The sequence below is a fragment of the Paenibacillus sp. GCM10027628 genome (assembly GCF_042676385.1).
Taxonomy (GTDB): Bacteria; Bacillota; Bacilli; order Paenibacillales; family NBRC-103111; genus Paenibacillus_E.
The window spans coordinates 167,613-181,542 of the sequence record NZ_JBHTHA010000023.1 but is presented as its reverse complement, the minus strand read 5'-3'; the positions used below and the strand labels follow the sequence as shown (position 1 = coordinate 181,542).

Sequence of the window (13,930 nt, the reverse complement as noted above, 5' to 3'; positions counted from 1 at the left end):
TATTTCATTTCGCCATTCCGGTGTCATGTCCACATTGAAAGCAGCAAGCGAATACTACTTGGTATTGATACGGATAAGGACGGGCAGGACCGTACGCCGTCCCTGTGTCTCTGGACATGGTGTTCATGTCCTGTCGCAGATAATCAAGCTCGGATATCGTATTATCGTATTTCCAATTACTCGACTCATAATAAACATGGATTGCTTAATCAACTCATGTTTATCATTCTAAACAGAAACAAGTTACTTGCAATAGTCAAAACCACAAGATGTGTGGATTACTTAACAAACCATCAACAATTGTTGATTATCTAATAAGGGTGATTTATTACGGGTCGATCCGGGTGCCTTACCTCGAATTATCTGCTCCATTTATGGAAACAAAAAAGCAACGAAATTAGGAAAGTTGTTAACTGCAATCCTTCCTAATTCAATTGCTTCACATTTAAAATCTTTATTATTCCAGTAACCTAATAATTCAGCAAGTTCAACCCCCGTTTTCCAGGCTTGCCTACTTCAAACGTACACATCAGGAGCCGAAGCGCACCTACTGTCCGACTGGTGTCTCCATGCGCTATTCTTCTTCAAACAACCGTTCGCCTTTATGCAGCCTCCAGGCAATTTTAGCCGTATGCGGGAGCTCGCGCGCGGTTGGCGCGTGTGCCGCCAAATATCGGGTGCAGGCGAGCAGCATCGTTTCTTTGGCCTTCTCCGCAAAAGAACCTGCCACTGCTTGCCATCGGTCGTATTCGGCCACTGCGGCCTCATACATTTGGAAAGAATGGAATTCCGCATCCTCCCGCAACAGCGCATGTCCAAGCGTATTAAGCAGCGCTCCCGGCTCACCACCGCCATGCATGTAGTCCATCACCCATTGCGCGGCCGGTCCGACCTGCTGACGCAGATCGAGCAAATCGAGCAACTCCTGATGGTTGGCCAGCACGGCAAAGGCGGACGGCTTCGGACGCGCAGCAGCCGGCACGTTTAAGAAACGGTCAAGATATACGCTGACGGCTCCGTGAAAAATCGCTCGCTGCAGCAAAGGCTCATCCGATTGCAGCAGCCTTTCATGCACGGCGTGAGCGTAAGTGAACGTATGGAGCACTGCAATCCAATCGCCGAAATCGTTCTGCGTATGGAAACGAACGATCCGTTCCGCGGCGGCCAAAGCAACGAGCTGCGCCAGTTGCGCCGGAGCCGTTCCCGCGATGAGCAGATCGCGAAGCAAAGCGATCGTCTGCTCCGGTGTATCGCTCAGCAACTGCTGCAGTACTTGCTCTTCCGTATCAGCAGACAGAGCTGTCTGCTGCCGAGCATCCGTTGCCCCCTTGGTAAGCTTCGCCTGCGCCGCATTCTGCTCCAGCTCGTTGACCGCTTGCTTGATCGGCTCTACGAGGTTCTGCGGCGCCTGCCACTGATGCAGCTCCTCGCTCCGTGTCGAACGAGCCATCATCGGCACGAGTGAAGTTAAAATCCGCTCCTTTTGCGACACCTCCGCCCACTCCAGCGCCTCAAAAGCTTTGCTGTGGAAATCGAACACATGGCCGCCGTCCAAGTAAAAGTGATCTGTTGCGGCGACAAGCATCATTTCCGACAGACGCTTCGTATCAATGCCTTTCAAAATGGCGGTGATCAGCACTTTCTCAGCGCCCTGCGTATCCCGCACCTCTATGCAATTGCGGTACCACTCGGTCAATCGTTCGAACGCCACGTCCGCCGACGGCAGCGCCGACAGCAAGTGGCGGGTTCCTCTGCCCGAGCTATTTCGAGCGACATGAACAAGGCCTTGGTATAAGGCGAGTATTTTGCCGTTTTTGTCCAGCTTCTCGACACATTGCCCCATCGCGGTAAGAATCGTAAGACCGGCGTTCCAGCCGGATCCATATGTCGTGCCGAATTCGATGCCAATGCGGGCGATATCCCGCTCCGGTACTCCCGCTTCGATCAGTCCGACGACCGCTTTCGCGATGACGATGCCGATATTTTGCTCGAGTCCTTCTTTCAGTCTATGTTTATATTTTTCCGCGCCTTCCGCTCTTCTGGAAACCGGATTTACCCAAACTTCTCCGCCGTCGAACCGCACTTCATACGACGGAACATCGTCCGCCCACGGGTCAAGCGTTCCTCCGCTGCAGACGTCAAACCGGGCATGATGCCAATGGCACGTCAAAATCCCGTCGCACAAGCTCCCCATATGGAGTGGAAAGCCTAAATGCGGGCAGCGGTTGTCCACCGCATATACTTGGTCTTCATGGTAAAAAACAGCGATACCGCCTCGTATAACCTTTGCGCCCTCTTGTTTAAGCGCTTCCAAATTGCCTGCTGAAATCCAGTTTAAACTGTCACTCATCGATACAGCCTCCTTTATTTTTTAAGCTGCACTCCAAATTACAACAAATCGTATCCGGTAAGAACACTCTACGTTCTTTTCGATATTTTTATTATACCTTAATGTCCCGGCCATGGCTTCAGTAAAGAGTCATTAACGGAAACTAACCATTAAGTGATAATTAGAAAACGGAGCCCGCAAGCCTGCGGCGCTCCGTTTTTGTTGTTTCAAAATTGATTAGAATTTCATAAATATACAAAGTCTTAGCTTGATATTGGAAAACGCTCCAAACCGCCTCTTTCGACCCTTTTTTTCACTAAGAGGAAATAAGACAGCATCGCTGCTGCACTAGTGGTCAAAATAATGACACCCAGCGGAACAGCCGTGCCTTCCCCGGCAATGCCGACTAGCGGGGAAACGACCGCACCGAGCAAAAAGGGAATGACGCCCATCAGCGCAGCCGCACTGCCCGCCATATGCCCCTGGCTCTCCATCGCAAGTGGAAAAGCTGCCGTGGATGTGATACCGATGGCCGCTACAAAAAAGACGAGTGGAATCACGAGTGCGTACAGCGGCCCGTGGAAAATGGCCACCAATAAGACGGCGATGCTGGCTGCGCCGGCAAGCCATAGACCGAACAGCAGGAAGGTCTGCTCCGACACACGGTGAGCCATCCGGCCGACCAACTGCGAGCCGATGATCAAGGTGATGCCGTTCGATCCGAACAACAGCGCAAATACCGTAGGGGAAACTCCATAAATATTTTGATAAATAAAAGGTGTTCCGGAAACGTACGCGAAAACTCCCGCGATCATGACCCCCTGCGCGAGCATATAGCCCGCAAATGAGCGGTCTCGCAAAAGCGATCCGTAGTTTCGCAATTGTTGAGCAAAATTACTGGGACTGCGGCGCTCGACAGGCAGCGTCTCTTGGAGTCTCCATTTTGTCATGGCAAGGAGGTAGGTCCCCAGCAGCGCCAAAGCAATAAAGACGCCGATCCAGCTCGTGAGCGCTAGAACACCGCTTCCCGTCACCGGCGCCACAAGCGGGCCCAAATTTCCTACAAGCAAGAGCAGCGAGAAAAATTTGGTGAGCTCATGACCGCTAAACATATCGCGTGCGATTGCACGGGAAATGACAATGCCCGCCGATGCAACAAACCCCTGCACGAGCCGTGAAAGGATCAACAGCCAAATACTCGGCGAAATCGCACAAGCTACGGATGCCGCAACATATATAGCCATGGAAATTAGCAGCGGCTTGCGCCTGCCATAGACATCGCTGAGCGAACCCATGACCAGTTGGCCGATGCCAAGTCCCAGTAAACAGGCGGTCAGGCTGAGCTGGACGAGTGAAGCTGTCGTACCGAATTGTTCTACAATCTGAGGAAAAGCTGGTAAATACATATCGATGGTAAAAGGCCCGAGAGTCGAAAATAAACCGAGAAGCAGCGCTAGTCTAACGGCATGCTGATTGCTTTTGTTGGTCATCGTATGATGTTCTCCTATTCTTCATTCCATATCCGGAACTCTATCTGTTTTTTGTTACACCATATCATAACTGTATTGTTTTAGACAACAGTTTTATTGTAGTGTAACAAGAGCAAAAAGCAGCCGATCCAGGAGTTTCCTGTACCAACTGCTTCTCGACTAATAGACGGCCGAAAGTATTTTAACCTTCAACTGCACGACATAAATATACATTAATTTCAACTCTACAACGTCTCCGTACTGAGCGTAAATCCTTCGATCACGGCGTCTTCGTCGACCTCGATCAAGATACATCGTTTTCCTTGATAATTCACCTGTTTCACGTACTTTAAATCTTGCGGACTGACCGAAATCGTGGCGATCTTCGTATCAATCTTAATCGATTTCGAAGTGAACTTCGGCATGACGCTGCTTGCTTTGATTTCATAGTTTTTGTCGTCGACGACCGTTTGAAACGCTCGTTCCACCTTTTCCATCGTCACGTTCTCCACGCCGCTCACCGTTAGCATGCGTTCGACATCTTTATAGTCCAACTTCGGAGGTTCCTCCTCCTCGTTAGTCTCAATGACCCGATGAATTTCCTCGTACACGTGAGCGATCGTTGAAGCGTCGAGCTGATCACCCGCCACTTCTTTCACGATTTCCTCAAAAATGGCTCTCTCTTCTTGCGCTGTCACGGTCTTCTCGGCATTCAAAACTTGCTCGATGAAATGAAAATTCGGTTCGTTGGCTTTACCCGTGCAATAAAGAATGCGATTCATGTCGGAATAGTTGTCCGTCACACTTGGGTAGAAAAAACCTTGCTCCGGTGAGTTCAATTTAATGATCGGATCTACGAAGACATTATACTTGAATTCCCGCTCGACGTAATCAAACATGAGGGTTTTCCGCTGTTGCTCTGTGGAATTCACACTGCACAGAATGAACGGATTCGCGAACATCTCGTCCTTTTCGCTCACCTCAGCTTCTTCATTCCTGATCTTGGTCGGCTTAAAATATTGCCCGTGGACGAAAGTAATGACCGTATCCCGTTCATATTTGGTATCCGCCAACATTTTCTCCACCAACAGGAGCATCAGATCTTGCCATTCTTCCGGATTACCGGTCACCAGACCTTGATAGAGAAGCACCTGTGAAGGCGTCTCCGCTTCCTCTTGAAATTTTAACTCGAACATCTTCTGATCCAATTCGCCGGTCAGCAGTTTTTTGAAATTAGCCATATATAGTTCCTGCTTCTCCCTATCAATTAGAGCGAACGGCTGACGCTCGCAATGATAGATCTCGTTGCTTTCCTTCATGATATATACGTTAAGAATGTTGAAAATTTCAAGCATGTGGTGATCCAACTTAAGCTGCTTGCGAATATGTGCGAGTTCGTTCTTTTTCATGGTCCTTCAGACGCTCCTATGATGTGAAATGGCCTTACTAGTACTAACGATTGAATTAGAAATTTGTAACGGATGATCTGCCTTCCTGAGTGTTCACATTGCAAGACAGAAGCCCTTCATGAGAAGGGCTTCCACCGTTGCTTCCCTTTATTTCCGTTCCAAACTTAGAGCGATTAGCACTCCACATGTCTCGTAATTTAAATTATAACTTTAAATGACACTACTTATGAAGCGAACATGTGCTTTCCTATCAATTGGATAAACTACTTCCTGTATGTTAATGCATTATTATAGATTTCTCAACAATTTTGAGAAACTATCCTTACTAATTCTGAAAATTTTCTCAAAAATTATGACAACACACACAATAAAAATAGAATTGAGAGAGAACAACAAACAAAACCAAAACAGGGAAGATGAGTAACAAAAAAAGGACCCACAGCAATGGCTCGGGGCGTGTCAAGATTTGTATAAACGTCGATATTCCTGCGGGGTCAGTCCGGTGTGCTCTCGGAAGCGTGCGATAAAGTAGCTGCTCTGGGAAAAGCCAGTATTCTCTGCCACTTGCTTAATCGTCCATTCGTTGGACATGAGCAGTTGCTTGGCTACAACAAGACGACATTCAAACAACCATTCCATAGGAGTCCGCCCCATCACTTCGTGGAACATCCGACTAAAATAATAGGTACTGAAACGTGCCTGCCCGGCCATCTGCAGGAGCGTCAGCGGCTTCGTACAGTGGGTGCGGATATATTCCGCAACCTCTCTCATCCGTGCACGCTTATCCAGCATTGTCGCTGTTCCAAGAGTCTCCGCACTTACTGCAAGCTCAGTAAGCAGTTCATAGAGCTTTACCGCCAATTGCACCTCGTTCCTATCATAAGGGGAAGCCAGCTCCAGTAAGCCTCCAGCCAGCAGTTTGAGCTTTGGCAAATCGCTATATGTAAACAACCATACAGAAGAAGTTCCTTGACCGTTCAACAGCCTGCTTAGCCCCTCGCCTGCTAGGTGTACCCAAAATACTTCCCAAGGCTCCTTCGGATCTGTTCGATATTCTTGCTCTAGACCTGGCCCGTAATAGAAGCCCTGTCCAGCTTCCAAACAAAATTCCTTTCCGTTATCTTTCACATATCCTTTTCCGCTTAACACAATATGCAAATTTGCTTGTTGCAGCTGTCCCTTAGACCTCCACTCCTGATGTTCGGGAGAATTGGCATATTGGCCAATCATATCTGGAAAAACCGTGTAGTGCTTGTACATCGGTTCCGGTAACACATAATGAATTTTCATAATCCCTCCAAAACGCAAGATTTTAATATGATCAACAAAATGATGTTATTTACACAATATTATAAAGAAATATAATGAGTATATAAAGAATTTACACAACAAAAAATTACTATACTATTAGAAATGGGGAAAAAATACCGTGGATAAAACAATTCCGGGAGAAAAATTCGATCTAGGCGTGTGCTACTACCCCGAGCAGTGGCCGGAGCATATGTGGGCTGACGATTACAGACGAATGCAAGAATTAGGCTTCACCATTGTGCGAATGGGTGAGTTTGCATGGAATTTTTTTGAACCGGAGGAAGGGGTATTTGCTTTCGATCTGTTCGACCGCGCCATAGACCTCGCTCACGAACATGGACTGAAGGTCATTCTCGGCACCCCTACGGCTACGCCACCTGCCTGGATGACCCATCAATACCCCGAAATTCTGAATGTGACTTTAGAGGGCGTTCAGTATGAGCACGGGTTAAGACGGCACTATAATTACAGTAGCCCCGTGTACCGAGAATATTGCGCAAAAATTACGGAGGCTATGGCTGTTCATTATGCGAATCACCCCGGCGTAGTCGGCTGGCAGATCGACAATGAGCTTAACTGCGAGGTGAATGTATTCTACTCCAAGGCAGACCATGCGGCGTTTCGGACTTGGGTGCGGGAGAAATACGGTTCCTTAGACGCATTGAATCAGGCGTGGGGGACAGTCTTCTGGAACCAAAGTTACTCCGACTGGGAGCAGGTTCATTTGCCTCGCCCAGCGCCTACCAAATCCGCAAACCCTCATCAAGCCCTGGATGAAAAGCGGTTTATCTCGGATAACGTCATTTCCTTTGCTCGTTTACAGGTAGCGATCTTGCGAAAGCTTGCACCAACGCAATGGATCACAACCAACGGCATGTTTGGTCATCTGGATAGCCATGCCTTGACGGATGAACTTCTGGATTTCTTTTCTTTTGATTCGTACCCGAACTTCTCCACCATCCGGAACGATGCCGATCGAGAGCATCCGCTCATGGACCGTAACTATTCCAACCAACTCGCCAAGGTTCGTTCGGTCTCCCCCACGTTCTGCATCATGGAGCAGCAATCGGGCCCGGGCGGTTGGGTGAACCTGTTTGGACAATCTGCACCAAAACCGGGACAAATGCGATTGTGGACTTATCAATCTGTTGCTCACGGGGCGGATATGGTTTTGTTTTTCAGATGGCGAACGGCTACATTCGGTACCGAGATTTATTGGCATGGGATCAACGATTATCATAATCGTCCAAACCGGAGAGTGGCCGAAGCAGAAAAGATAAGCCGGGAATTAGGGCAAATCGGGGAAGTTATCGCCGGATCTCGTTATGAAGCGGAAGTAGCTATTTTGCACGATTATGACAACGAGTGGGATGGGGAACTTGACCAATTTCACGGTCCTCTAACGAAAGAGAGCGAATACAGTTGGGGCAAATCCCTTCAGCTCGGGCATATCCCTTACGATTATCTGTATGTGCAGAATAAGACGAAACTGGAAGACCTCGTACGATACAAAGTGCTCATCTACCCTCATCCGGCCATTATGTCGGAGGAAACGTCGGAGCTGCTTAAGCAGTATGTAGCCGGAGGAGGCAAGCTGCTTTTCGGAGCTCGTACAGGTTATAAGGATAAACGTGGACATTGCCGAATGACGCCATTCCCTGGTCTCGTCGCGGAACTGTGCGGCATAACCGTGGAAGACTTTACGCTGATTGTGAACGAGGAATCCACACCGAACATGCGATGGATCGATGGCGGGGACGAAGCCAGTACACCTGCGCACCTGTTCAACGACATCCTCTTGCCAGAGAACGGCGACGTACAGACACTGGCGCTATTCGACGGTGACTATTATGCGGGGAAACCAGCTCTTACCCGAAATCCCTATGGCGCTGGTGTTGCCTATTATTACGGGGCCGCATTCAGTCGCGATGTAGCGGATGCATTGACCCGCCGCCTCGGATTAGAGCCTGCTACATTAGGTTGGGCGGTACTGCCCCCCGAGGTGGAGGTTGCCATCCGTGTGAAACAGAATCGTCGATTTGCCTTTATCCTGAATTACTCCAACAAATCGGTCAGAGCCAATCTGCTACATGATATGGAAGACATGTTGGAAGGTACACGCCTTAGCGCGGGGGATCTGGATATCGCCCCTTATGGTGTGAAGGTATTGGCATTAAATTAATGAAAAGGAACCGGTCATCAAGCCGGTTCCTTTCCTTATTTCTGTGAAGTTCTCTTGTATTCCTGAATGGAAACTCCCGTTACTTTCTTGAAGCGGTGGCTGAAATAATACGGATCCTTGATCCCAACTTTTTCTGCGATCTGATAAGCTTTCCAATCCGTTTCGTTCATGAGTTTAACAGCTTCTTCTATACGAAGTTTCAGCAAATAATCAGTGAAACCCTGACTCATCTCCTGCTTGAAAATGCGGCTTAAATAACTAGAATTGAGGTGGAACTTTTGGGAAACGGAGCCCAAAGAAACTTCGGGGTTTCGAAATTCATCGGTCAGATACGCCAGGATATCGTGAACAATCTGGTTCGTTTTCTTCATTCGCGTTCCCTGCACATAATCCGCCGCATCTTCCGCCAATTTGGACAATAGTTGACTCAATTCACCAATCATACGGCAACCGAACATACGATTATATATGGCGCCGTTCAACAAGTTCGAACGCAATTGCGTAAAGCCCAACTCCGACATGGTCAGATTCAGCATCGAAATGAAATGGACACCGAGCGAATACATGTGCTCATTCGTCGCTCCGCCAGAGGGAGCCAATGAATGAAACAGCTTATCGATCGATTTAACGGCTTGATCTTTTAGTCCCGTTTTAATAAAAAAAATAATCTCTTCCGTATCCGACAGCTTCAAGTCTGTCGAATAATTGACAAGTCGGATATCCTCTCCGAACGAGATGACTTGGTCCCCTCCGAATAGTTTGCCATAACGCAGAGCTTCAAGGGCCTCCTTGTAGCTCTGTTTCACCCGAGGCAAGGTGTCACTTACGCCTCCTACCCCAACTGTCGCTTGACAGTTCAGCTTATCCTTAATGATGCGAATGGCCTGTTCACTGAGTGATTCCAACTCAATCGTTTTATCCCAATTGATCATTACGACGCGTCCGCCATTGTCTTGAAGAACATGAATCCCCTCACATTCGTGCACCAGGAATTCCACAGCTCTTTTGCAACCCATACTGAGGTTTAGTCTTCTCTCTTCTTCATCGTTAGGTTCGCTTTGAAAATCGAGTACGGCAACAGAGCAGCATAAACGAAACGATTCTCCGAACAAATATTCGAATCTCCGATTGAGCTGCTCGCCATTTGAAGAGGTGCCCACTAGCAGGTCCATTAGAAATTTTTCTTGCAGCTCATGGGTATTCTCCAGAAGCTCCGTCTTTATTTTCCGGTATTCATTCCAATGGTGAGTTTCTTTCTCTATCGTATCTTTCAAATCGACAGCCAGTTTTTTCAGTACGTCAGGTTGAATAGGCTTTAACAAGAAATCATGGACACCAATTTTCACACTTTGCTTTGCATAATCAAATTCAGGATACGCGGTTAGAATAACAACCTTAATGAAAGGATCTCTTTCCCGTACAAGCTTCGCGAGCTCCAATCCATCCATGTACGGCATATTAATGTCGGTAAATACGATGTCTGGCCTCACAGTATCAATTAAATCCAGCGCTTCATTACCGTTAGCCGCCTCCCCTATGAATTCAATGCCAAGGGAATGCCAATCTAAGAGAACTTGAAGGAGCTTTCTTGGATTGACTTCGTCATCTACGGCAATGGCAGTTATCCTTCCTTGTTCCATTGGGAATCCTCCAAGTAGGGTATTTCAATTTCGATGATCGTTCCGTTTCCCGGTGAACTGCCAATTGAATAGGACATACCGTCCCCGTAAAAAAGTCTAAGTCTCGTTATCGTTCCACGCAACCCGAAGCTAGATGCATTATGAATAAGCTGCTCCTCTCTCATGGAATCTAGATTATCCTCTGAGATCCCCATGCCATCATCTTTAATGGTCAAGATGACCGATCTGCCTGAAGGGACGGCCGAGACAGTAATTACCCCCTGCTGCCCCATCGGACGAATGCCGTGGTACAGCGCATTCTCCACGAGTGGCTGCAGGGTGAGCTTGGGAACCGGATAATCATGTAACGCATCGCTTAATACATAGACAGTCCTAAACATGCCTGGGTATCTAATAAGCTGAATCGTCAAATAATTCTTGGCGATTTCAAATTCTTCTTTTAACGAGATAATTTCATTCCCTTTGCTTAAACTCAAACGGTAATATTGGGCTAACGCGGAGATCAGACGATAGGTTTCTTCCCTTTCTCCAGCCAAAGACAAGTATCCCGCAGATTCCAAAGCATTATATAGAAAATGCGGTTTAATTTGCTGGTGTAAAATATGAAGTTCAAGTTTTCGCCGCAGCGACTGCTCCTCTTTCTCGCGTTCCATCGATTGTTGAATTGTAGCAAGCAGACGGTTATACCGATCTTGAAGCTGCCGGATCTCATTGGAATTCGGATTGAGAAGGACTTCCTGGTAATCACCTGTCTCCGCTTTTCTCATCGATTTCAATAAACTTAATATCGGGTTGATAATCGATCTCGTGATCCAAATAAACCCGAGAAAAATAAAAACAACATTAAAAGCGACGATTGGGAAGAGGACTCGATTCACAGCCTTGTACGGATTCGGCCAGTCGCTCATCGAGAATGCGGTTACATAACGCCATCCGCCAACCTCCATCTTATCGAAAATATATCGATTATTCGCTATGGTTTTAATAAAGCTCCCTGAAGCATGGGAACGAAACTCTTCCGATTCCGCAAACTGCTGTAGCTCGGGATTTTCAAACTCCATTATAAGCGCGTCTTCCCGATCTACCATAAGATCGTACTTCTTGCCGTCAATGGTATGTTCATAGGGCTTCTTAATTTGAGCTAACGGAATGTTAATCATCACTATGCCAAGTTGTTTGGCGGTATTCAGATCGTTCACGACACGGATTAAAGACAGATATGGTTCCCCTTTAACCGGGGTATTCAGGAGCCCGCCTGCATTAATCCGCCATATCGGACCCCCGTTTTTGCTTACGGCTTCCTGGTACCAGGGAGCTGATTTCATGCTTGCTATGTTAAGTCCTAGCTTCTGAAATTCCAAAGAATAGTATAAATCGTCGTTTCGAAACAAATAAACGGAGGCTACGCTGGACTCCGCGAGAAAAATTTCATTTAGTACCTTCTGGATACTCAAGTTTGAAGCAACGAATCCATCGTATGTGAAGTCCGTCTTCAGCAGCTCCTGGACGGTGCCGCTGGCAATCACTCTTTGGGAATATTTCGAAGCGTTATCGAACAAGGAATTCATATTGGATTGAATCGCGTTTAAGCTTTGTTCGGAGACTTCCGCAATCTTACCGTCGATCAGACTTCGGTTAAATCTTTCATACAAGACGCCGCTAACCAGCAGAGAAACTGATAGCAAAACAATATAATAGGAGATCATTTGTGTTCTTATTTTGGCGAATTTCACCACATAAACCACCTTCTGTCTGATTGAAATCCTATCTACTTATTTCCTATCATTCCTCCTCTTATTATAGCATGGACGCAGCGGTACTATCCTTTAATTGCTCCCGCGACGATACTCTTCTGTACCTGCTCGCTTAAGAAAGCATACAAAACAATCGTTGGAATGGTCGCGATGACCATGCCGGCTGCGATCGGACCATACTCTGTCATATGCAGCCCCCGTAAGGAATTAATGGCAACGGTTATCGTCATGAGATTCGTATTATTGATAAACGTAGTCGCAAACATCAATTCATTCCATGCGGCTAGGAACGTAAAGATGGACACCGAAACGAGAGCCGGTTTTATTAAAGGAAGCATAATTCTGAAAAACACTTGGTAAATATTACAGCCATCGACGACGCTAGCTTCTTCCAATTCCCGAGGAAGGTTCGTAAAAAAACCAACCATAATGAACATAGCGGGAGGAATGGCATTCACCGTATAAGGGATCATCAAACCCCATGGCGTATTTAACAAATGGGTTTGCTTTAAGATGAGAAATATAGGCAGTAAGGTAGCATGTACCGGAATCATCAACCCGGACATAAATAAGGCAAGTACAATTTTGCTAAACTTCCATCTCATCCGGGTGACGGCATACGATACCATCGACGCTAACAACCCTGAAGCGATTACCGTTATACCAGTGTATAACAAACTGTTCAAGAAATTCCTGCCAAGCTTAGAACCAACAAAGACGTATTTATAGTTTTCAAACCTCCACGTGGAAGGCAGTCCCATTACATTGCTTCCGGTGATTTCAATATTGGTTTTGAATGAAGTTAACACTAGCCATAGCAGCGGATAAAATTGAATGATGGCGAAAACGACGAGAAAGAATTGAAGAAATAGCTTGGTGTTAATCCATTTGCGTGTCAGTATCACTTGCCATTCTCCTCTCCTCGTACTTGAAACAACCATTGCAGCCCCATATAAATAACAAGACATTCCACCACCATAAAGACGGCCATTGCACTTCCATACCCGTACATATTTCTCTTAAAGATCGTTGTGTACATCAGCGTGCTGGGTACATCCGTCGCCGGTGCCGAGGTGCCGTTCGTCATGATAAAAGTCAAATCGAAAAATTTCAACGAGCCAATAATGGCAAAAACGATACAAACCTTGATAATTGGCGTTATTAACGGAATCACGATCGAAAACGTGGCGCGCCATCTGGACGCCCCATCGATTTTGGCAGCATCAAACATTTCTTCGGAAATGCCTTTTATAGCCGCATACATCAGAAGCATGTAATAACCAACCCACTGCCACACGGCGGGCAGCATGATGCTCGATAAAGCCGTTTTATCATTCGTAAGCCAATCGTTCTTCCAACCTTCCAGTCCTATTTGCGCCAATATGGCATTCAATACACCGTAGTTCGGGTTCAAAATGGATAAGAACATGAGTCCGATGACGGCGGAAGAAATCGTGACGGGGATAAAGAATAACGTCCGATAAAACTTCTCTCCTTTGATGCCTCTGGCCAAAATTAGGGCAAGAAGGAACGCGAAAGGGATTTGCAAGCCCACTGACAAAATAGCTAAATAAAACGTATTCCAAACAGAGTGAAGAAATTGCATGTCGTACGTATCGGTAACGAACAGATCTTTATACAAAGCCAATCCTACAAATTTTCCTTTTCCGATTCCGTTCCAATCCAACATGCTGTAATAAACGGATTGAACAATCGGGATAAAACCTACTAGTATGAACAAGACTAGCGCAGGAAGTACGAAGACGGCTATGGCTTTCTTATCACCAAACACTTGTTGCATGGTTCTCCCTCCCCCTAATCAAACTGGCGGAAGTT

At 46.8% G+C, this 13,930-nt stretch carries 9 protein-coding genes; 1 reads left to right on the top strand and 8 read right to left on the bottom strand.

The features are described 5' to 3' along the window. Window positions 1–574 precede the first annotated feature (574 nt). From ACFQZT_RS17880 to ACFQZT_RS17865, 4 genes are all read right to left on the bottom strand, one after another. The gene (locus ACFQZT_RS17880) at window positions 575–2,350 is read right to left on the bottom strand and encodes a Rieske (2Fe-2S) protein (RefSeq protein ID WP_379302200.1); all 1,776 of its coding nucleotides are present in this window, start codon (window positions 2,348–2,350) and stop codon (window positions 575–577) included. A gap of 242 nt (window positions 2,351–2,592) precedes the next feature. Further along, complete coding sequence (locus ACFQZT_RS17875; protein ID WP_379302199.1) at window positions 2,593–3,819, bottom strand: multidrug effflux MFS transporter; 1,227 nt, start codon at window positions 3,817–3,819, stop codon at window positions 2,593–2,595. Window positions 3,820–4,043: 224 nt separating this feature from the next. Further along, window positions 4,044–5,207, bottom strand: a complete 1,164-nt coding sequence (locus ACFQZT_RS17870; RefSeq protein WP_379302198.1) for a DUF4317 domain-containing protein — start codon at window positions 5,205–5,207, stop codon at window positions 4,044–4,046. 459 nt (window positions 5,208–5,666) lie between these two features. Beyond that, window positions 5,667–6,497 carry an AraC family transcriptional regulator gene (locus tag ACFQZT_RS17865; RefSeq protein ID WP_379302197.1) on the bottom strand — a complete coding sequence of 277 codons (831 nt, stop codon included), beginning with the start codon at window positions 6,495–6,497 and terminating at the stop codon, window positions 5,667–5,669. Between the two features lie 139 nt (window positions 6,498–6,636). Here ACFQZT_RS17865 and ACFQZT_RS17860 point away from each other — a divergent pair, with 139 nt between their 5' ends. After that, window positions 6,637–8,700, top strand: a complete 2,064-nt coding sequence (locus ACFQZT_RS17860) for a beta-galactosidase (RefSeq protein WP_379302196.1) — start codon at window positions 6,637–6,639, stop codon at window positions 8,698–8,700. A gap of 35 nt (window positions 8,701–8,735) precedes the next feature. Here ACFQZT_RS17860 and ACFQZT_RS17855 read toward each other — a convergent pair whose 3' ends face one another. From ACFQZT_RS17855 to ACFQZT_RS17840, 4 genes are all read right to left on the bottom strand, one after another. Beyond that, window positions 8,736–10,340, bottom strand: a complete 1,605-nt coding sequence (locus ACFQZT_RS17855) for a response regulator (protein WP_379302195.1) — start codon at window positions 10,338–10,340, stop codon at window positions 8,736–8,738. Then, the gene (locus ACFQZT_RS17850) at window positions 10,322–12,073 is read right to left on the bottom strand and encodes a cache domain-containing sensor histidine kinase (RefSeq protein ID WP_379302194.1); all 1,752 of its coding nucleotides are present in this window, start codon (window positions 12,071–12,073) and stop codon (window positions 10,322–10,324) included. The genes ACFQZT_RS17855 and ACFQZT_RS17850 overlap by 19 nt, the downstream gene beginning before the upstream one ends. A gap of 86 nt (window positions 12,074–12,159) precedes the next feature. Continuing rightward, window positions 12,160–12,999: a carbohydrate ABC transporter permease gene (locus tag ACFQZT_RS17845; protein ID WP_379302193.1), complete on the bottom strand. Its 840-nt coding sequence runs from the start codon at window positions 12,997–12,999 to the stop codon at window positions 12,160–12,162. Further along, on the bottom strand, window positions 12,996–13,895 hold the full coding sequence (locus ACFQZT_RS17840) for a carbohydrate ABC transporter permease (RefSeq protein WP_379302192.1): 900 nt from the start codon (window positions 13,893–13,895) through the stop codon (window positions 12,996–12,998). Before ACFQZT_RS17840 ends, ACFQZT_RS17845 begins: the two co-directional genes overlap by 4 nt. Between the last annotated feature and the right edge of the window lie 35 nt (window positions 13,896–13,930).

Excerpts from the sequence above, each read along its gene's own strand:
- ACFQZT_RS17870 (WP_379302198.1), bottom strand. The coding sequence starts at position 5,207 with ATGAAAAAGAACGAACTCGCACATATTCGCAAGCAGCTTAAGTTGGAT.
- ACFQZT_RS17880 (WP_379302200.1), bottom strand. The coding sequence starts at position 2,350 with ATGAGTGACAGTTTAAACTGGATTTCAGCAGGCAATTTGGAAGCGCTT.
- ACFQZT_RS17875 (WP_379302199.1), bottom strand. The coding sequence starts at position 3,819 with ATGACCAACAAAAGCAATCAGCATGCCGTTAGACTAGCGCTGCTTCTC.
- ACFQZT_RS17840 (WP_379302192.1), bottom strand. The coding sequence starts at position 13,895 with ATGCAACAAGTGTTTGGTGATAAGAAAGCCATAGCCGTCTTCGTACTT.
- ACFQZT_RS17865 (WP_379302197.1), bottom strand. The coding sequence starts at position 6,497 with ATGAAAATTCATTATGTGTTACCGGAACCGATGTACAAGCACTACACG.
- ACFQZT_RS17855 (WP_379302195.1), bottom strand. The coding sequence starts at position 10,340 with ATGGAACAAGGAAGGATAACTGCCATTGCCGTAGATGACGAAGTCAAT.